At 72.9% G+C, this 19470-nt stretch carries 20 protein-coding genes; 13 read left to right on the top strand and 7 right to left on the bottom strand.

Translation table 11 applies throughout. The features are described 5' to 3' along the window. Position 1 precedes the first annotated feature (1 nt). Complete coding sequence (locus tag AB0F04_RS13850) at positions 2–421, top strand: nuclear transport factor 2 family protein (protein WP_362041037.1); 420 nt, start codon at positions 2–4, stop codon at positions 419–421. Positions 422–510: 89 nt separating this feature from the next. On the opposite strand, the gene AB0F04_RS13845 is transcribed toward AB0F04_RS13850, so the two are convergent. Both AB0F04_RS13845 and AB0F04_RS13840 read right to left on the bottom strand, forming a co-directional pair. After that, positions 511–1218 (bottom strand): hypothetical protein, encoded by a 708-nt coding sequence (locus tag AB0F04_RS13845; RefSeq protein WP_362041035.1) that lies wholly within the window; start codon positions 1216–1218, stop codon positions 511–513. A gap of 146 nt (positions 1219–1364) precedes the next feature. Beyond that, positions 1365–1802: a DUF2000 domain-containing protein gene (locus AB0F04_RS13840; protein ID WP_362041033.1), complete on the bottom strand. Its 438-nt coding sequence runs from the start codon at positions 1800–1802 to the stop codon at positions 1365–1367. A 49-nt stretch (positions 1803–1851) separates the two neighbouring features. Here AB0F04_RS13840 and AB0F04_RS13835 point away from each other — a divergent pair, with 49 nt between their 5' ends. Next, a complete protein-coding gene (locus AB0F04_RS13835) occupies positions 1852–2712 on the top strand; it encodes an AraC family transcriptional regulator (RefSeq protein WP_362041031.1) in 861 nt (286 codons plus the stop codon). On the opposite strand, the gene AB0F04_RS13830 is transcribed toward AB0F04_RS13835, so the two are convergent. Further along, a complete protein-coding gene (locus tag AB0F04_RS13830) occupies positions 2709–3230 on the bottom strand; it encodes a YbjN domain-containing protein (RefSeq protein WP_362041029.1) in 522 nt (173 codons plus the stop codon). The two genes, AB0F04_RS13835 and AB0F04_RS13830, sit on opposite strands and share 4 nt — an antisense overlap. After that, on the bottom strand, positions 3223–4560 hold the full coding sequence (gene mshA, locus AB0F04_RS13825; RefSeq protein ID WP_362041028.1) for a D-inositol-3-phosphate glycosyltransferase: 1338 nt from the start codon (positions 4558–4560) through the stop codon (positions 3223–3225). Before mshA ends, AB0F04_RS13830 begins: the two co-directional genes overlap by 8 nt. Positions 4561–4804: 244 nt before the next feature. On the opposite strand from mshA, the gene AB0F04_RS13820 reads away from it, so the two are divergent. The 4 genes from AB0F04_RS13820 to AB0F04_RS13805 all read left to right on the top strand — a co-directional run bounded on the left by AB0F04_RS13820 (position 4805) and on the right by AB0F04_RS13805 (position 9146). Further along, a complete protein-coding gene (locus AB0F04_RS13820; protein WP_362041026.1) occupies positions 4805–5227 on the top strand; it encodes a CPCC family cysteine-rich protein in 423 nt (140 codons plus the stop codon). Positions 5228–5257: 30 nt separating this feature from the next. After that, complete coding sequence (locus AB0F04_RS13815) at positions 5258–6076, top strand: class I SAM-dependent methyltransferase (RefSeq protein WP_362041024.1); 819 nt, start codon at positions 5258–5260, stop codon at positions 6074–6076. Between the two features lie 196 nt (positions 6077–6272). Next, complete coding sequence (locus tag AB0F04_RS13810; protein ID WP_362041023.1) at positions 6273–7367, top strand: NlpC/P60 family protein; 1095 nt, start codon at positions 6273–6275, stop codon at positions 7365–7367. A 432-nt stretch (positions 7368–7799) separates the two neighbouring features. Next, entirely contained in the window at positions 7800–9146 is a 1347-nt protein-coding gene (locus AB0F04_RS13805) for a SpoIIE family protein phosphatase (RefSeq protein WP_362041021.1), read from the top strand. A gap of 73 nt (positions 9147–9219) precedes the next feature. Here the strand turns inward: AB0F04_RS13805 and AB0F04_RS13800 are convergent, their stop codons facing one another. The 3 genes from AB0F04_RS13800 to AB0F04_RS13790 form a co-directional block, all read right to left on the bottom strand. Continuing rightward, positions 9220–9552 carry a DUF2516 family protein gene (locus AB0F04_RS13800; RefSeq protein ID WP_362041019.1) on the bottom strand — a complete coding sequence of 111 codons (333 nt, stop codon included), beginning with the start codon at positions 9550–9552 and terminating at the stop codon, positions 9220–9222. Between the two features lie 108 nt (positions 9553–9660). Further along, on the bottom strand, positions 9661–10329 hold the full coding sequence (locus AB0F04_RS13795; RefSeq protein WP_362041018.1) for a hypothetical protein: 669 nt from the start codon (positions 10327–10329) through the stop codon (positions 9661–9663). Between the two features lie 88 nt (positions 10330–10417). Beyond that, complete coding sequence (locus tag AB0F04_RS13790; RefSeq protein WP_362041016.1) at positions 10418–11026, bottom strand: helix-turn-helix transcriptional regulator; 609 nt, start codon at positions 11024–11026, stop codon at positions 10418–10420. 363 nt (positions 11027–11389) lie between these two features. Here AB0F04_RS13790 and AB0F04_RS13785 point away from each other — a divergent pair, with 363 nt between their 5' ends. The 7 genes from AB0F04_RS13785 to AB0F04_RS13755 are packed head-to-tail and all read left to right on the top strand — an operon-like array spanning position 11390 to position 19470. After that, positions 11390–12487: a TauD/TfdA family dioxygenase gene (locus AB0F04_RS13785; RefSeq protein WP_362041015.1), complete on the top strand. Its 1098-nt coding sequence runs from the start codon at positions 11390–11392 to the stop codon at positions 12485–12487. A 16-nt stretch (positions 12488–12503) separates the two neighbouring features. Further along, positions 12504–13208 (top strand): alpha/beta fold hydrolase, encoded by a 705-nt coding sequence (locus tag AB0F04_RS13780; RefSeq protein WP_362041013.1) that lies wholly within the window; start codon positions 12504–12506, stop codon positions 13206–13208. Continuing rightward, on the top strand, positions 13205–14839 hold the full coding sequence (locus AB0F04_RS13775) for a condensation domain-containing protein (RefSeq protein ID WP_362041012.1): 1635 nt from the start codon (positions 13205–13207) through the stop codon (positions 14837–14839). Before AB0F04_RS13780 ends, AB0F04_RS13775 begins: the two co-directional genes overlap by 4 nt. Continuing rightward, complete coding sequence (locus AB0F04_RS13770) at positions 14832–15575, top strand: phytanoyl-CoA dioxygenase family protein (RefSeq protein WP_362041010.1); 744 nt, start codon at positions 14832–14834, stop codon at positions 15573–15575. Before AB0F04_RS13775 ends, AB0F04_RS13770 begins: the two co-directional genes overlap by 8 nt. Beyond that, positions 15572–16954 carry a hypothetical protein gene (locus AB0F04_RS13765; protein WP_362041008.1) on the top strand — a complete coding sequence of 461 codons (1383 nt, stop codon included), beginning with the start codon at positions 15572–15574 and terminating at the stop codon, positions 16952–16954. The genes AB0F04_RS13770 and AB0F04_RS13765 overlap by 4 nt, the downstream gene beginning before the upstream one ends. Next, positions 16951–17760 (top strand): hypothetical protein, encoded by an 810-nt coding sequence (locus tag AB0F04_RS13760; RefSeq protein ID WP_362041006.1) that lies wholly within the window; start codon positions 16951–16953, stop codon positions 17758–17760. Before AB0F04_RS13765 ends, AB0F04_RS13760 begins: the two co-directional genes overlap by 4 nt. Before the next feature lie 21 nt (positions 17761–17781). Continuing rightward, on the top strand, positions 17782–19470 hold the full coding sequence (locus tag AB0F04_RS13755) for an asparagine synthetase B (RefSeq protein WP_362041004.1): 1689 nt from the start codon (positions 17782–17784) through the stop codon (positions 19468–19470).

Genomic DNA, 19470 nt, shown 5'->3' with positions numbered 1-19470 from the left:
CATGACACCTGCCGACACCGCCGAAGCCACCCGCTCGACCGTCCAGAAGTTCCTCGAACTCCGGCTCGCCGGCGACACCGAGGGGCTGACGGCTCTCTTCGCCGACACCGTCGACTGGATGCTCGCCGAGAACCCCGCCGTGCCCTGGATCCGGCCTCGGTCCACCGCTGCCGAATGTGCGGCGCAGGGTGAGGAGCTGGCCCGGTACACCGTTCCCGAGGACGCCCGCGCCTCCGTGGACACGTTCCTCGTCGACGGGACGGACGCCGTGCTGATGGGGCATCTGTCCGGGACCGTCCGGGCGACCGGCAAGCCCTTCGCGGGGCCCTTCGCGCTGCGCCTCACCGTCGAGAACGGGCGGATCACCCGGCACCACCTGTACGAGAACAGCGTGTCGATCGCCGCGGCCTGCACGCCGTGAGCCGGGCGCCGGACCACCAGGGCCGAAGACGCGTTGACCGGGCCTGAACGCCCCTGGGCCCGGCGCGCGGCCGGCAGGGCGGGACGATGTCACCCCGTGCGCTCGCCCCGGACGACGCGGACGTACTGCCGCCGGTCCTCGTCCCGCACGACCACCCCCAGCCGCAGCAGCTCCCCGCGCAACTCCCGGGCGTCCTCGGCGCCGCCCTCCCCCGTGCGGGCCTGCGCGCGGGCCCGCAGCAGGGCGTCCGCGCCCCTGGGCAGGCCGGGAATACCGGGGACCCAGCGGCGGAACTCGGCGCGGTGCGGGTCCTCCTGCTCCCACGGGTAGCCGTGTGCGGTGAGGGCGTCCGCGAGGCGCCGCCAGTTCAGGCCGCAGTTCTCCCGCGCCAGTTCGAGGCTGTCCGGGCCGAGCAGGACGAGCTGCTTGCCGTCCCGGAAGCACACGGCGATCTCGTCGCGGGTGAAGTCCTGGACGCCGTCCCGGACGGCCAGGGTCACGTGGGTGTCGTGGACGCGGACGGACAACGACTCGTGCGCCGCCGTGAAGCCGAGCAGCAGGCCGCCGAGCACACCCACCGCGGTCGTCCCGAGGGTGAGGGCGGGTTCCGGGACAGAGGTCAGCAGTTCGGCCGGGCCCTCGAGCGGCGCCCACGGCAGGGCGAGCAGCAGGCGCGCGAGGAGCGGGAGCAGCGCCCCGGCCACGGCACCGCAGGTCACGCAGAAGAGCACGATGACCCAGGCCGGTTCGGCGAGTTCCGTCGGCCGGCCCGTCCGCGCCCGGGGGCTCTTCCGCATGGGAACGTTCCTGGCTTCCTCCATACGGCCAGTCTCTTGAGCGGCCGTCCGCCCTGTCGTCAGCCGTTGGTCTACGCCCCCGCGACTTTGGTCGCCCGCGGTGCTGAACGAGCCGTCGCTCAGCGGCTCCGCCTCGGCTCGCCGGCTCACGGGTGCATCCGCGCCCCCTTCACCACCTTGTCCACCGCGTTCTTCGGGCCGTACACGGCGAGCCCCACGAGATCCAGGTCCGCGGTCGGCACGGCCCGCACGGCGGCGCGGTTGTCGCGGTCGTTGCCCGTGGCGAAGAGGTCGGCGGTGAAGACCGCACGGGGCAGGGCGCGGGAGAGGGCACGGGTGTGGGCGGCGGTCAGGGTCTCCTTCGTGGCCTCGAAGACCATGACCGGCTGGCGGAACATGGGGAGGTAGGGCACGCCGTCCGCGTCCTCGTACGGTTCGCCGATCACCTCGGGAGTCTGTGTTCCGAGGCCGCTGACCAGGAACGATGTCACGTTGAGGCGTTGCCAGGGTTCCAGGTCCGCGCGCAGCAGCACGGCGATCTTCGTGTCGAAGCGGATCGGCTCCGGGGAGGGTTCGGTGTCCATGCTCCGAGCGTGCCCGCCAGCCCCCGCCGGGGTCTTGTACGTTCTTTGCATGGCCTCCGAGTCATCCTCCCGGAACGTCGCCGGGTCCTCCCGGAACGTCGCCGGGTCCTCCCGGAACGTCGCCGGGTCCTCCCGGATCGTCTCCGCCTGGCGGCCCGCCGTCGAAGGTGTCGTCGAGGTCTTCCACGCACGGTTCACCGAGTACGCGTATCCGATGCACGTCCACGACTCCTGGACGCTGCTCATCGTCGACACCGGCGCCGTGCGGTACGACCTCGACCGGCACGAGCACGGCACCCCGAACGACACCGTGACGCTGCTGCCGCCGCACGTGCCGCACAACGGCTCGCCCGTCACCGCCGAGGGCTTCCGCAAGCGGGTGCTGTACCTCGACGGGACGTACCTCGGGGACGAGTTCATCGGGGCCGCCGTCGACCGGCCCGATCTGCGCGATCCGCTGCTGCGGCGGCGGGTGGGCCAGGTGCACGGCGCGCTGGGGCGGCCCGGTGAGGAACTGGAGGCCGAGAGCAGGCTGTTGTTCGTCGGGGAGCGGTTGCGCGGGCATCTGCGGAACGAGTCCGCCGCCGCCCGGCCGGCCGATCCCGTGCTCGCCCGGCGGCTGCGCGAGTTGCTCGACGAGCGGATCACCGAGGGCGTCGTCCTGCGGGAGGCCGCGGGGCTGCTCGGCGCCCATCCCGCCCATCTCGTCCGGGCGTTCAGCACGGCCTACGGCATCGCCCCGCACCAGTACCTGACGTCCCTGCGCGTGAATCGCGCCCGGCGGCTCCTCCTGGAGGGACACCCGCCGGGCGAGGTGGCGGTGGCGGCCGGGTTCTACGACCAGTCGCACCTCACCCGGCACTTCCGGAAGCTCGTGGGGGTGCCGCCGGGGCGGTACCGGGCCGGCTAGGACCTGTCGTCGCGCTCCGGGCGCTGGGTGAGGTGGGCGAACGCGTCGAGGTTGCGGGTCGGCTCACCCCGCGAGACCCGCCACTCGTACTCCCTGCGGATCGCCGAGGCGAAGCCCAGCTCCAGCAGGGTGTTGAAGGCGCCGTCGGAGGCCTCCAGGACCTGGCCGAGCAGGCGGTCGAGCTCGTCGGCGGTGACGGCGGACAGGGAGAGACGGCCTGTGACGTAGACGTCGCCGTGCTGGTCGACGGCGTAACTCACGCCGTAGAGCTTGAGGTTGCGCTCCAGGAGCCAGCGGTGGACGCCCTGCTCGTTCTCGTCGGGGTGGCGGATGACGAAGGCGTTCAGCGACAGGGAGTGGCGGCCGACGCGCAGGGAGAGCGTCGTCTTCAGCTTGCGGGTGCCCGGGAGCTGGGCGACGTAGGTGCCGCGCTCGGGGCTCTCCCACTCCAGGTCGGCGTCCTTGAGCACTCCCTCGATGACCTGTGCCGCACGCTGTTCCTGATCGGTTTCACCCATGCAGCGAGCGTACGCGACGGCGGTGCGCCTGCATCGCGGCCGTGTAGACGTCCGCGGTGGCGGCGGCCGCCGTGTCCCAGCCGAAGGACTGGGCGTGGCGGGCCGCCTGGTCGCCCAGCCGGGGCGCCAGCTGCGGGTCGTCGGCGAAGTCGCGCAGCACGCGCGCGTAGTCGGCCGGGTCGTGCCCGCGGACGAGGAAGCCGGTGTGCCCGTCGCGCACGGCGATCGGCAGGCCGCCGACCGACGCCGCGAGCACCGGGGTGCCGGCCGCCTGCGCCTCTATGGCGACCAGGCCGAAGGACTCGCTGTAGGAGGGCATGACCAGCACGGAGGCGGCGCGGAACCAGTCCGCCAGCTGCTCCTGTCCGACCGGCGGGCGGAACCGTACGACGTCCGCGATGCCCAGGCGGGCGGCCAGCTTCTGCAGGCCCTCGGGCTTGGCGAGGCCGCTGCCGGAGGGGCCGCCGACGACGGGGACGAGGATGCGCGAGCGCAGTTCGGGGCGTTCGTCGAGGAGGACGGCGACGGCGCGCAGCAGCACGTCGGGGGCCTTCAGGGGCTGAATGCGGCCGGCGAAGAGCGGGATGAGCGCGTCCTGGGGCAGGCCGAGGCGGGCGCGGGCGGCGGCACGGCCGTCGGCGGGCGAGAAGCGCCCGAGGTTCACGCCGGGGTGGACGACGGCGACCTTGCCGGGCTCGGCCGTGTAGTGCCGCACCAGTTCGTCGGCCTCTTCGGTGGTGTTGGCGATGAGGCGGTCGGCGGCGGCGACGATCTGGGTCTCGCCGATGACGCGGGCGGCCGGTTCGGGGGTGTCGCCGTCGGCCAGGTTGGCGTTCTTGACCTTGGCCATGGTGTGCATGGCGTGCACCAGGGGGACGCCCCAGCGCTGGGCGGCGAGCCAGCCGACGTGGCCGGAGAGCCAGTAGTGGGAGTGGACCAGGTCGTAGTGGCCGGGGCGGTGGTGGGCCCAGGCCTGCATCACGCCGTGGGTGAAGGCGCACAGCTGGGCGGGGAGGTCCTCCTTGTTGAGGCCCTCGTAGGGGCCGGCGTCGACGTGCCGGACGAGGACGCCGGGGGCCAGCTCGACGGTCGGCGGGAGGGCGGCGGCGGTCGCGCGCGTGAAGATCTCGACCTCGATGCCGTGCGCGGCGAGGCGCTGGGCGAGCTCGACGATGTAGACGTTCATGCCGCCGGCGTCGCCGGTGCCGGGCTGGTGGAGCGGCGAGGTGTGCACGGAGAGCATGGCGACGCGGCGGGGCCTGCGGTGCAGCCGCAGCCGGGCCGGCGACGCCGCGGAGCGCCTGCCGAGCCTGCCGATGTACTGGCTCACGTGGCGTTCCTCCTCGCTCCGGGCATGCCTTCGCAGGGCGCACGGTGCCCTCCGACGGGGTGCAACACCGGAGCGTGGCGCTCCATTTCCCGATTCGGCAATTTTACCGAATCATTACCGCTTGTCGCTCAACCGTTCGATGGTGAGGAGAGGTCGGGTCGAGGACGTACGGGGTCGGGTCACAGCGGTCGCGGCCCCGGAACTGACCGGCACCGAACCGCCGGGGCCCCTACCCTCACGGGATATGACAGGCGCACGACACCGCCCGGCCTCTCCGCCTCCGCCTCCGCTCGAGGAACTCCTCCCCTGCCCCTGCTGCGGCCACCGCACCCTCGGCGAGCTGTGGGCCTACGAGATCTGCCCGGTCTGTTACTGGGAGGAGGACCCCTTCCAGCTCCGCCACCCCACGGCCGGCTTCGGCCCCAACCACGGGCTGAGCCTGATCGAGGCGCAGGGCAACTACCGGCGGATCGGCGCGGTCACCGAGGAGATGCGGCGCCACGTACGGCCGCCGCTGGACGACGAGCCGCTGGACCCGGGCTTCCGGCCCGCCGACCCGGACCGGGACCCGTTCGAGCGGGGACCTGCCTACGACCCGATGCCCGACGACCTCACCACGCTCTACTACTGGCGCCCCACCTACTGGCGGCGGCACCTCGCCCCCTGACCGGGGCGGCGGGCGCTTAACCTCGTACACATGACACCCCGCACCTCCACCCGCCCCCTCGGCACGGTGACGCGCGGGACGACCAACCCCAACCGGCTGCGCCGTATGGACCGCTGGATCGCGGCCACGCACGGCGCCGAGCTGCGCCGCGCGGCCGACCCGGTGGCGGTCGACCTCGGGTACGGCGCCGCCCCCTGGACGGCCGTCGAGCTGCTGCAGCGGCTGCGTACGGCCGCGCCCCGCGCGCGTGTGGTCGGCGTCGAGATCGACCCGGCCCGGGTCGCGGCGGCGCTGCCCTGGGAGCGGGCGGGGCTCGCCTTCCGGCACGGCGGCTTCGAGATCCCGATCCCGCAGCGGCCCCTGCTCGTCCGCGCGGCGAACGTGCTGCGGCAGTACGAGGAGGGCGAGGTCGCGGCCGTGTGGCGGCGGCTGTGCGCGCGGCTGGCTCCGGCCGACCCGGCGACCGGGTCGCGCGGCGGGCTGCTGGTCGAGGGGACCTGTGACGAGATCGGGCGCCGGCACGTATGGGTGGCACTCGGCCCGGAGGGGCCGCGCACGGTCACCTTCGCGACCCGGCTGGGCTCCCTGGAGCGCCCCTCCGACCTGGCGGAGCGCCTGCCGAAGGCGTTGATCCACCGCAACGTCCCGGGCGAGCCGGTGCACGCCTTCCTGCGCGACTTCGACCGCGCCTGGGCGGCCGCCGCGCCCTACGCCTCCTACGGCGCCCGGCAGCGCTGGATCCGCGCGGTGCGGGACCTGACCGCCGACTGGCCGGTGACGGACGGACCGGCGCGATGGCGGCAGGGCGAAGTGACGGTGCGCTGGGACGCTTTGGCCCCGGGCGCCTGATGGCTCCCGTCCCGGCAGGGCCCGTTGGAACGATCTCCGTGAGTCGTTCGTCACACTGACGGGGAGATCGTCATGCCGGGGCATACCGCCGCCGGAGTGGCGGGAAGTACTACCTCTGTCGCTTTCCGAGCCGACGTGGCAGCATCCCCAGGCGAACCGCAAGTTACTGATGGTTAATCAGTTTGGGGGCTGAGGTATGGGAACGGGCAGGCGTGGCCTGATGGCGACCGCGGTGGCCGTGGTCTGCGCGGTCACGGTGCTGGCGGCACCGGGCACGGCGTTCGCGAACCCCACCCCCTCCCCCACCCCCAGCGCGGGCCCGGCACTCGCACCCGCCAAGGACCTCGAGGCCGTCCGCAAGAAGCTCGACAGGCTCTACCGCGCCGCGGGCCGCGCCACGGACGAGTACAACGCCGCCGACGAGAAGGCGGACAAGCAGTCCGCCGAAGTCGTCGAGCTGGCCAAGAAGATCGTCAAGGGCCAGGAGAAGCTCAGGAAGCTCAAGGACCGCGCGGGCGCCGCGGCCGCCGCCCAGTACCGCGGCGGCGGGCTGCCGCCCGAGGCCCATCTGGTGCTGAGCGACGACCCGCAGGACTTCCTCGACGGCGCGGGCCGGGTCCGCGAGGGCCACCACGCGACCAAGGGCCTCCTGGGTGAATTGACCCGCACCCAGGAGGACTTGGAGCAGTACGCCAAGGACGCCTCCGCGCAGCTGAAGAAGCTGGAAGCGGGCCGCAAGGCCAAGGCCGCCGCGCAGAAGAAGATCGAGAAGCAGATCGCGCAGGCGGAGAAGCTCGAATCCGAGCTGCAGAAGGAGGAGCAGGAGCGCCTCGCCGAGCTGGAGAAGGAGGCCGCGGACAGGGCGCAGACCGCCTGGCTCGGCTCCGGCATCCTCCAAGAGATCAACGGCAAGGCCTCCGAGCAGGGCAAGAAGGCCGTGAAGTACGCCACGGCCCAGATCGGCAAGCCGTACCAGTGGGGCGCCGAGGGCCCCGAAACCTACGACTGCTCGGGACTGACGTCACAGGCCTGGATCTCCGCCGGGCGCGGCATCCCGCGCACCTCCCAGGAGCAGTGGAAGCGGCTGCGGCACGTCGACATCCAGGACATGCGCCCCGGCGACCTCGTCATCTACTTCGACGACGCCAGCCATGTCGGCATGTACATCGGCGACGGGGCGATCGTGCACGCGCCCCGCCCCGGGCGGAGCGTGACCATCGCGGGCGCCGGGACCATGCCCATCCTCGGAGTGGTGCGACCGGACGCCGACACCGACGCCGGCGCCGACTGAGCCCGGGCAGCACCTGAGGGACGTACGGGGGCCACGGAGGGGCCGCCCACCGGCCGACCGGGCGCCACATACCGGCCGACCGGGCGCCGCACACCGGCCAACCGGGCGCCGCACACCGGCCAACCGGGCGCCGCGCACCGGCCAACCGGGCGCCGCGCACCGGTTATCGGACATCCGCGGTGACCTGCCCCACGTGACCCACCGCACGCCTCGCCCCGAGCAGACAGTGCGCTGACGTGACGTTCGTCATCCCCACAACATCTCCGAGCTGTCCAACTGCTGCGCATATCGCGGCATATGACACAGGCCGATGGCACAGCGGCGTGGCTCACACCATTCCAATGCGGCACCGACACCCGCTATGGTCCCGCTCGGTGGGTCGAGGTCCCTCGCCCCACCGTGCCCTCGGGGGGAGGGAAGGAACCCAAGACGATGCCCGTACCCATACCGCGGCAGAGAGCGATCCCGGCCGCGGAGAGTGGTCAGGCGCAGGCCGCGTCCCCGCGCGGCGGCTCGGCCGAGGAGTCCGCGAAGGACGCCTCGCCCGCCGGCCGCACGCCGGACACCGCCGGGAACACCACGGACAAGGTGGAGAACAACACCGCCCACACCAACCTGACGCTGCTGCTGATCGAGGACGACCCGGCCGGTTCGCCGATCGTGCCGGACATGCTCGACCAGGCGGGCAAGCCGATCCGCGTCCGCACGGCCCGCAACCTGACGGAGGCCGGCCGGCTGCTGACCGACGACGTCCACTGCATCCTGCTGGACCTGGCGCTGCCCGCGCCGGGCCACAGCGACTCCGCGGACGAGCTCGCCGTGCTCCGGCACGTGCTGGAGCTCGCGCCCCGGCACGCCGTCCTGGCGCTGACCGCCTCCGGTGACGCCGAGCGCGGCGCCGAGGCGGTGCGGGTGGGTGCCCAGGACTACCTCTTCCGCGACGAGCTGGACGGCAGGCTGCTGAGCCGGGCGATCCGCTACGCGGTGGAGCGCAAGCGCTCCGAGTCGGCCGAGCGCCGGCTCGCCGAGGGCCGGCTGCGCGCGCAGGAGAACCGCCGCCTGGAGCGCGGCCTGCTGCCGACGCCGCTGCTGGAGGGCTCCTCGCTGCGGTTCGCCGCCCGCTACCGCCCGGGCCGCTCGCGCGCGCTGCTCGGCGGCGACTTCTACGACGTCGTACGCACGCCGGACGGCACGGTGCACGCCATGATCGGCGACGTCTGCGGGCACGGCCCGGACGAGGCCGCGCTCGGTGTGGAGCTGCGCATCGCATGGCGGGCGCTGACGCTGGCGGGCCTGTGCGGCGACCAGCTGCTGGGCACGCTGCAGCAGGTGCTGGAACACGAGCGGGCCGACGACGAGATCTTCGCGACCCTGTGCACGGTGGACATCGCACCGGACGGCCGGCGCGCCGGGCTGTGCCTGGCGGGTCACCCGTCGCCGCTGCTGGCCCGCCCGGGCAAGCCGGCCCGGCTGCTGCCCTACGACAACAACGGACCGGCCCTCGGCCTGCTCCCCGGCGCCCGCTGGCCGCGGATGCAGGTGGAGCTGGGCGCCGAGTGGAGCCTGATGCTCTACACCGACGGCCTGATCGAGGGCCACGTCGGCCGGGGCCGGGAGCGGCTCGGCCAGGACGGCATGACGGAGATGATCCGCCGCCAGTTCGCCGAGGGCCTGCGGGGCGAGCAGCTGCTGCGGGCCGCGGTGAACGAGGTGCGCGACCTCAACGGCGGCGAGCTGACGGACGACGTGGCGGTCCTGCTGCTCGACCGGGTGCCGTAGGCCCGGGCAGGGGCCGGGGCCGGGTGCCGTAGGTGTCCGGGCTGGGGCCGCGCAGGGGCCGGGGCCGATGTCCTTACCGGCCGCCGTTCCACGGGCCGTAGGGGCCGTCGCTGCTGGAGCCGCGCCGGCTGCGGCCGCCGCCCGGGAGGGCCCGGATCGCGGGCCGTACGTCGACCATGTACACGATCGTCGCGATGAGGCCGATGATCGGCAGGAACGACAGGATCGGGAAGAGCAGGTTCACCACGAAGGCGATCCCGAGGATGATCAGCCAGAAGGGCTTGGTCTTCTTGTCGGCCGCGCGGTAGGCGTCCTCCCTGCGCACGGCCGCGTCGAGCAACGCGAAGCCGCTGAAAACGATCAGGGCCATGCTCAGAAGCCACATCAACCCTGCGAAGCCCTGCATCAGCACAACGTCCACCACCTGACTCGGCTCGTCCTACGCGGTCACCGTACCCGTACAACGGGCCGGGCACCCCCGGGGTGCCCGGCCCGTTGCGGCCGCTCCGCCGTACTACTTGGCGGGCGGGGTGGTCTTCTTGGCGGTGGTGGGCTTGCGCGCCGGGGCCTTCTTGGCGGCCGGGGCCTTCTTCGCCTCGGCAGCGGCGGCCGGCTTGGCCGGCTCCTCCTTGACCTCGACCGGCTGCGGCTTCGGCTTCGGCTCGACGGCCACGGCCAGCTCCTCGACGCCCTCGGCGACGTCCTCGATGCTGTCGGCGGCCTCGCCGCGCCAGGTCCGCACGGCCTGCTCGCCGTGCTCGGCGACCTTCTCGTAGGTCTCGCGGGCCTTGACGGCGTACTCGGCGGCCACGCCGACGCCGCGCAGCGCGAAGTCCTGGGCGCTCTCGCCGATCTTCTTCAGGTCCGAGTCGATCGTGCTGCCGAGCTTCTTGATGTCGACGTCGATGGAGCCGATGAACTGCGTGACCTTGGTCTGCAGGGTCTCCTGCGTCTCCTTGACGCGGGCGGAGGCCTCCTTGGCCCGGGCGGACGCCTTCTCCTGGACGGCCTTGGTGTCGGTGTTGCGTACGGCGTCGAACCGCGCGGGAGCCTCGGAGCGCAGCTGCTCCACCAGGGCCGGCACCTTCTTGGCCTGCTGAAGGGCGAGGTCGGCGGTACCTGCGGCGAAGTAGAGCGGGGTCGGGTTGCTGAGGGTCTTGCGCAGGTCGTCGGTGATGGCCATGGTGATGGTCCTCCCGGATTCTGTGTCGCTTGAGGGTTCGGCTGAGGGTTGTGTGATCCGCGGCGGGCGGCCCATGCCCTGGTCCGGCTCAGCCGGCCGTCTGCTGCGGATCTGTGTCGCTGCCGCCGGAGCCCTCGCGGGTGCGGCGGGTGGCGGTCGTACCGCCGTCGTTCGTGCTGTCGCTGCGTGCGGCGCTCTTGCGGCTGCGGCGCCGGGCGGAGTGACCGCCGTCGGCCGGGCCGGCCGCGGGTATCCCGGTGCCGGGAGCGTCCCCGTCGACGCTCACCGCCCCGTCGGCGGTGACGACACCGACGACGCCGGCACCGCCCGCCCCGTCCGCACCGTCGCCGAAGCCGTTCTCCTTGCGGAAGGACTCGTAGATCTGCAGCAGCACCTGCTTCTGCCGCTCGTTCAGCGTCGGGTCGGCGAGGATGACGGCACGCGTCTCCACGTCGTCCTGATCACGCTCGGCGTCGAGGATGCCGGCCCGGACGTACAGCGTCTCGGCGGAGATCCGCAGCGCCTTGGCGACCTGCTGCAGCACCTCCGCGCTCGGCTTGCGCAGCCCGCGCTCGATCTGGCTGAGATACGGATTGGACACTCCGGCGGCGTCGGCGAGCTGCCGCAACGACAGCTGCGCAGTGCGCCGCTGCTCGCGCAGGTAGTCACCGAGATTGCCGACGTTGAGCGATGCCATGCCTCCACAGTGCAGCACTCCGCTAACTATTGCAAGCACCTGCTTGCAAAAGTGCGTCACAGCACCCGTCCGGCCGCAGTGCCGGGGAGCGAGCCACCGCCGGGGGCCGCCCCGCGCACCTCATACCCGGCTCCGCGTCATCGCGCACACGATCGCCGCAGTCATCGCCGGCGGTGGTCACGGTCCTTCGAGCTGCCCGACGGGTTCACCGCCGAGCGCGAGGCATCGCAGTGCTCACCGCCGCCACGGTAAGGGACATCGAACGCCTCCGCCTGTCCCCTTTTACGGGGACACGCAACCCGTTGACTCGAATACCCGACCGGCGAAATCCTTCTCTGCGAATTCATGGAGAGACGGGCGGTCGTGACGGTGACCATAGCGGAGACCGAGGAAACAGGTTCGTCGAGCCGGCTCGCCGGGGAACCGACGGGGGCGGTCTGGTCGGGGGATTCTCTCACCGGCAGAGAAGAACTATGGCGTATTCCCATCCCGTCCGGGGTGGTGGCCGAACTCATTCATGCCGCCCGTTCGGCGATTTCGAGCGGGACAGAGGTCGGGATCGGCGGGGCGCGTCCCGGCGGACTGCCGCGCAGCGAGGAGTTCGCCGCCCGTCTGCACCGGCGGCTGGCGGGGGGCCCGGGGTTCGTCGTCGTGACCGGGTTCCCGGTGGACCGCACCGATCCGCGTGAGGTCGAGATGGCCTACTGGATCCTCGGACTGCTGCTCGGCCGGCCTGTTTCGCAGAGCCGCAAGGGCGATCTGCTGGGCCGGGTCGAGGACCGCGGCGCCGATGTGTCCAGCCCCGTGCAGCGGGGGTACGAGAGCTCCGCCGAACTGCCGTTCCACGTGGACCGCACCGACGTGATCGGCCTGTTGTGCGTGCGCCCGGCGCGCAGTGGCGGTCTGAGCCGGCTGGCGTCGTCCCGATACGTGCACGACGTGCTGGCGGACGAGCATCCGGAGCTGCTGGCCGAGCTGTGCCGGCCCTTCCCGAACGACCGGCGGGGCGAAGAGCAGCCGGGTGAGTCCCCCTGGTGCGGGATCCCCGTGTTCAGCGAGACCGGCGGGGACTTCGCCGCCCGGTACGTGCGCCGCTTCATCGAGGGTTCGCAACGGCACGCCTCGGCGCCCCGCCTCACGGAACGCCAGATCGCCGCCATGGACGCGCTCGACCGGACCCTGAGGCGGCCCGGGGTCGCCCTCGACATGGAGCTGCGCGCCGGTGACCTGCAGCTCATCAACAACTTCCACATCCTGCACGCCCGGACGGCCTTCACCGACGGTGGCGGGCACGGACGGCTGCTCCTCAGGCTGTGGCTGGCCTTTTCCGGCAGCCCGGAACTCCCCGCGGACTTCGCCTCGCTGTACGGCGCCACCGCCGCCGGCAGCTACCGGGGCGGGGTCTGGCCGACCGGCGTCAACCCCCCGGGGCTGGGCCGGCCACTGGCCGAGTCCGGCTGAGGCCGCGGAGACGGGGATGGCATACGCACTGCCGGAACTCCGCCGGGTCGGCACGGTGGAGCTCCTCGACCACGACCGGCTGCCGGGTACCGCGACCGGTCCCGCCGCGCCGGGGCACCTGCTGCTCCTGCACGGGTTCGGCGACGACAAGACCGCACTCCGGGCGATCGGTGACGCCCTCTGCCCGGCGGGCTCCCTCGCCGTCTACCCCTCGCTGCGCGCCCACGGCGCCAGCCCGGCTCCGAAGTGGGGGTACTCACCGCTGGACTTCGCCGCCGACGTCCAGCGGATCCTCGACCCGGTGCCCGGGCCGCTGCATGTGATCGGCTACTCGTACGGGGCCCTGGTGGCCGCCGTGCTGGGGGTGGCCCTGGGGCCTCACCGGATATCCAGCGTCGTCCTCCTCGACCAGTCCTTCGAACGGCTGCCGGACCGGTACGAGGCCGACGAATGGGCCGAGGCGAGTTTCCTGAAGTGGCACTACGACTACGGCCACCTGCTGGACGCGCTGGACGGCCTGGGGATACCCGTTCTTTCCGTCGTCGCCCGTAGCAGCCCGGTGGTTCCGGAAGCGGAGCGGGCCCGCATGCTCGCCCGCGCACGACACGGAGGGCTTTTCTCCTGCGTCGTCACGGAGGGCACCCACCAGTCTTTTCTGAAGAATTCCGCCATCGAAATCATCGCGGAATTCTATGGCCGATCCATGGAGACCCGCACGTGACAGAGAGCACCCCCCACGAAAAAACCCCGGTCGCCATGAACACCCTGTTGCGCATCCACCGCGAGCTGCTCCAGGAATCCGACATCGGGCCCGAGGACAATTTCTTCGACCGCGGCGGCAACAGCATTCTCGCCTTCCGGCTGATCCGGCGGGTGGCGGAGGAACTCGGGGTCCGGCTGTCAGCCCGTACGGTCTTCACCGCCGCCTCGGTGCGCGAGCTGGCGGAACGGATGGACGCGAGCGGAGCGGAGCCGGCGTCCGCGCCCGCCACCACGTCCGACGGCCGGGCCTCGATGGCCCAGGAGTGGGCCGTGCTGTCCGCGCTGGGCGACCCGGACGCGCCGGCCCTCCAGTTCCACGCGGCCTACCGGCTGCGCGGTCCCCTCGAACCGGCGCTGCTGGAAGGCGCGCTGCAGGCCGTCGCCGACCAGCACGCGGCGCTGCGCACCGGGTTCGAGGCACGCGAGGGCACCGTGCGCCAGTACGCCGTCGCCGGAACCCGGGTGGACCTGCTGATCGACGAGTTGTCCTGGCTCCCCGAGGACGAGCGGTCCGAGGAGGCCGTACGGCTCCTCGACAAGGAGGTCCGCCGCACCTTCGACCGCACCGCGCCGCCCCTGTTCCGGGCGCACCTGGTGCGCTGCGCCGACGACGACCACTACCTGGCCCTGGTCTTCGACCACATGGCCGCCGACGGCTGGTCGCTGGACATCCTGACCGCCGACCTGGCCACCGCCTACCGTGCCCTGGCCGCCGGTGAGCGGCCCCGGCTGACCGCGTCCGGCGCCTACGCCGACTGGGCGGCACGCCAGTGGGACGGCTACCGGCAGGGCCGCGGCGAGGAGGTCGCGCGGTACTGGCGGGACCGGCTCGGACCCGACCCCGCGGCGTTGGAGCTCCGCCTGCCCGGTTACCTGCCGGACGGTGGCCTGCACGACCCGGCGAGCCTGGAGCACGACGTCCCCGCGCCGGTCGTGGCGGCACTCGACTCCTTGTGCGCCCGGATGCGCACGACGCCGTACGTCGTGACGCTCGCCGCGCTCAAGGCACTGGTCGCGCTGCGCACCGGGCGCTCCCGGGTCACCCTGCTGACCAGTGCGGCCAACCGGCTGGAGCCGGACTTCCAGGACACGGTCGGCTGGTTCGCGAACGGAGTCTTCCCCACGACCGACGTCGACCTCTCCCGCGACTTCGGCCACCTCGTCACCGCCGTACGGGAGACCGCGCTCGCCGCGACGGCGCACGGTGACCTGCCCGCGGCGTACGTCCGCGCCCTGATGTGGCCCGGCACGGCCGCCGGCAACGGCGGGTTCCGCAGGTCGCCCGGCGTCTACTTCATGTTCAACGACGTGTGGGGCGGGTCGCTGCGGCTCGGCGGGACACGGGCCGAGCCGGTCTTCCTGCCGGAGACGGCCGACTCGCCCGGCCTCCACCTCTGGATGCTGCGGCACGGCCCGGACGTGCGTTTCACCGCGCTGTACTACCGCTCCGAGTACCCGGACGCCGTGGTGCGGGAGTTCGCCCGGGACTTCCTGGCCGCCGTCCGGGCCCTCGCGGCCCAGCCCGACCTGCCGGTGCGGGAGGTCCTCGCATCCGGCCACCCCTCCCAGCGACAGGACCGCCATGCCTGACATCGACTACGACTCCTACGCCCGCGACGGCCACCACCTCCTGCCAGGACTGCTGGACGACAAGGACCAACGGCTCGCCGTCGAGGCCTTCGACGCCTTCGACGCGGCCGACGAGGTACCCGCCGGCTACGAGGCCGAGTACGACGAGGGGGGCGCCGACGGCGGAGGCCGCAGGCTGCGCAAGCTGCGCCGGCTGCTGTGGAACGACCCCGGGCTGTGGGGCCCGATGCTGGTGCGCTCCGGTGTCACCGGCATCGCCCGGCGGCTGATCGGCGACGGCGCCACCGTGGTCTTCCACGCCGCCTTCCTCAAACCGGCCCTGGTCGGCACCGAGGTGACCCTGCATCAGGACCAGGCGCTGTGGACGTACCAGTACCCCAAGGCGTTCAGCGTCTGGTTCGCGCTCACCGCGGTGTCCCCGGCCAACGGTGGCCTCTTCGGCAGCCCCGGCTCGCACGCCCGCGGCCACATCCCGCACCGCGAGCGCCCGCACTACCGCTGGCACCCGGGGCTGGACGCCGCCGAGGACGGGCTGCGCGAGCCCGTCCAGTTCGAACTGAACCCCGGTGACGCCGTGATGTGGGACCGCTACTTCGCGCACGGCAGCGCCGCCAACACCTCACCGGACGACCGGCGCGGCATGGTCGTCGTCTTCGCGGACGGGTCCGACCCGGAGTTCCGCGCCAAGGACAGCTTCCCGCTCGCCGGCCTCGACGACCTCCGGGAGACCCGATGACGTACATCATCGACAGCACGCTGCGCGAGGGCACGCAGTCCGCGCACGGCCGCTTCACCCTCGACCAGAGCGTCGACATCGCCACCCTGCTGGTGCGTTCGGGGGTGGACGCCATCGAGTGCGGCCATCCCGCCGTCGGCCCGGAGGAGATCCTGCGGACCGCCGCCGTGGTGGAGGCGGCAGGTGACGTGCCGGTGCTGGCCCACGCCCGCGCGCACGTCGACGACATCGAGGCCGTCGCCAAGAGCGGGGCTGCCTGGGTGGGCGTCTTCCTCGGCGTCAACGAGATATCGCGCCGCTCACGGCTCCCCGGCCACAGCGTCGAGGACCTGCACCTGAGGATCGAGGAGTCGGTCACGCACGCCCGGGGCCTCGGGCTGCGGGTGCGGTTCACGGTGGAGGACAGCAGCCGCACGGAGACCGAGGACCTGATCGCGGCCTACCGGATCGCCGTGGCGGCCGGAGCCGAGCGGATCTGCTTCGCGGACACCGTCGGAGTGCTGGAGCCGCAGGAGGTGGGCGAGCGGATCGCGCGGTTGCGCGCGGCGTGTCCCGGCACCGAGATCGAGGTGCACCTGCACGACGACCGCGGACTCGCCCTGGCCGGCACCCTTGCGGCGCTCGACGCGGGCGCCACGTGGGCGTCCACCTCCGTCAACGGCCTCGGCGAACGGGCCGGCATCACGGACTACGCCGCCCTCGCCACCAACCTCGACTTCCGGGGCACCCGGCCGCTGACCGCCGGTGAGCTGCTGCCCGAGCTCAGCCGCCTGGTCGGCGCCCACTCCCGCTCCATGCCGGACCACCGGCGCCCGGTCGTCGGCCGGGACGTGTTCCACCACGTCGCCAGACTCCATGTGGCGGCCGTGGAGCGGGAGCCCTCCTCGTACGAGTGGATGGACCCGGCGCGGGTCGGCCGCACCGGCACCACGCACCGGGCGGGGCTGCCCGAGCGGCCGGAGGAGTGGATCAACGATCCGCAGATCATCTCCGCGACCGAACTGCGCCACCACCGCAAGGGCCCGGGCGACCGCTTCGTGGTGGTCGACAACCGGTTCGTGCCCGGCGCCGAGCAGTACTGCATCGCCCGCCGCATCCCGCTCATGGACGACTACGGCGCGGGCCACGTCGACACCCATGTCCACCACTGCGACAGCCTCTTCGTCTTCCTCGGCGAGGAGGAGGCGTACCGGGGCCTGTCCGTCGAGGTGACGCTCGGCGACCGGACCTTCCCCGTGCAGAGCCCGGCCGGCGTGTTCATCCCGGCCGGAGTCCCGCACGGCTACCGCGTCGTGGGCGGAGCCGGGACCTACATCAACCACGTACTCGCGGGCGACTACAACTCCAGCCTGCTCGACCCCGTAGGGAGCCACCAGTGACCACCACCGTGCCTCGGAGCGCGACCGAGAACGAGAAGTCCGCCGCCTGGGACCTGATCGGCTCGCTGTTCTGGGAGTCGGGGCGGACCACCGCCAAGCCCAGCGACGAGGAGATCGGGCTGTTCACGGAGGGCATCGAGGCCGGTGACACGTGCACCGTCGTCGGCGCCTCCACCAAGGACCTGGTCGAGGCGCTGATCGCCCGCGGCGCCGAGGTGACCGTCCTCGACTTCTCCGCCCGTATGTGCGACGACCTGCGTGCCGCGCTGCCCGCCGGTTCCTGCCGGGTGCTGCGGCACGACATCACCCGGCCGGCGCCCGAGGACCTGCGCGGCACCCAGCGGTTCGTCCTCAACGACCGGCTGGTGAACCGCTTCAGCGAGACCGAGGCCCGCCGGGGCGTCGAGGGCATGCTGGACCTGCTCGCCGACGGGGGCAGGCTGCACACCTCGATCAAGCTGGGGCTGTACCCGATGGACGAGCGCATGATCGCCGTCGGACGCGAGCGCGGCTGTCTGGAGCGGTTCTACGACGCCGACGCGAAGGTCGTCGACTTCGCCGCCGCCGGGGACGTACTGACCGAGGCGCTGCTGCCGCACGGGGCCATCGACTCGGCGACCCTGCTCCAGTGGTACCGGGGGCGCGGCCGTGAGCAGCGGTTCGACCACGAGGACGTCGTCGCGCTGCTGGACGCGGCGGACGTGGCCGGCCGCGGTCTGGCCCTGCTGTCCACCACGCCGTTCGGGCAGGCGCCGTCGACCCGGATGTACACGGCCGAGGCACGCCCCGCACGACAGGACGGCTGACCGGTGTGCGGCGTCGTGGGCGTGAGCCTGGCCCCCGCCCCGTCCCGGGGGTGGCGGGCCGACCGGCTGGCCCGGCAGGCCATCGGGACGCTGTCGCACCGGGGCCCGGACGGCCACGGTGTGGTCGGCGACGCGGGGTCCGCGGTGGCCATGTGCCGGCTGCGGGTCCGGAGCCGGCCGGGCGACGCCGTGCCCTTCGCGGGAGGGGAGGCCGTGTACGCCTTCAACGGTGAGGTGTACACGGCCGGCGGGACGGTTCCGGCGGGCGGCACGGACGAGGCGGAGGCGGTGCACGCGGCCGGGGAGGGCCTGGGCGCGGCGCTCGACGGCATGTACGCCCTGGTCCGCCGGGCGCCCGACGGCTCCCTCACGGTGGCCCGGGATCCGCTCGGCATCAAACCGCTCTATCTGCGCCGCACCCCGGCGGGCGTCGCCGTGGCCTCCGAGATCCCGGCGCTGCTGGAGCTCTTCGGGCCCGCCGAGGTGCGTGCGGCGGCGGTCGCCCAGTTCCTGCTGTACGGCAGGGTGGTCGACGGCGGCACGTTCTATGAGGGCGTCGCGCCGGTGCCGCCCGGTGGCCGCCTGCTGATCAAGGAGGGCCGCGTCCAGCACCTCGGCACGGACACGGTCGCCCCCGCCCCGGTACCGGCCGGGCCCGAGGCGTTGCGGGCAGCCGTCGCCGACTCGGTGCGGCGGGTGCTGGTGTCGGACCGGCCGGTCGGCCTGGCGGTCAGCGGCGGCCTCGACTCCACGGTGCTGGCGCTGGAGCTCGCCCGCCTCGGGGTCCGTGAACTGTCGACGGTCAGCGTCGTGCCCGACGGCAACGGCGACGGGATCACCGGCCTCTGCGCCCTCGGCCTGCCCGGCACCGTCTGGCACGGCTGGCGGCACCGCTGGGCCCCGTTCGGCCCCGGGGACCTGCTGGACGGCATCCCGGACGCGGTGCGCGCGCTGGGCGAGCCGACCGCCATGACGAGCGTGCCCATGTACGCGGCGCTGGCCCGGCTGGCCCAGGACAGCGGCATCGTCGTCCTGCTGGCCGGCGAGGGCGCCGACGAACTCTTCGGCGGCTACCGCAGTTACCTCCGGCTGCCGGACACCACGGATCCCGTCTCCTTCTATCTCCCCACCGCTCGCGAGAACCTGCTGCGCTCGCTGCTGGCACCGGATGCGTACGAGGCGGCGCGTGACGCGCTCCACGACGCCCTGCCCGCGTCGGGCGGACGCCGAGCGGCGGAGGTGGTGCGGGAGTTCGAGTACACGCACAGTCTCGAACCGCTGCTCCGTCGCGCCGACCATCTGCTGATGGCGCGGGGAGTGGAAGGGCGTACGCCGTTCCTCCACGGCGGTGTGCCCGCTCTGGCGGCGGCGGAGTCCTTCGCCGGTCTGGTCGGCGCCGGGCAGACCAAGCTTCCTCTGCGGCGGGCGTACGGCGCGGAGTTGCCCGCCTACCGCGACGAGGTCAAGAAGCCCTTCCGGGCTCCGGTCGCCGACTGGCTCACCGGCCCGGCCGCCGGCCGCGTCGTCGCCGGACTGAACGGCCACCGGGACCTGCTGACCGGAGCCGGCCTCCGGCCGGACGGCATCGACCACCTGCTGGCCGGCCTGCGGGCGGGCGATCCCACGGCGGCCGAACTCTCCTTCCCGCTGCTGACGTTGGGGGCCTGGCTGGAATGGCAGGCCGATCAGAGCGCATCCCCGAGGAACTGA

It is taken from the genome of Streptomyces sp. NPDC029041, assembly GCF_040637515.1.
Classification (GTDB): domain Bacteria; phylum Actinomycetota; class Actinomycetes; order Streptomycetales; family Streptomycetaceae; genus Streptomyces.
The sequence above is the reverse complement of the archived record's forward strand: the minus strand, read 5'-3'. Positions and strand labels throughout refer to the sequence as shown.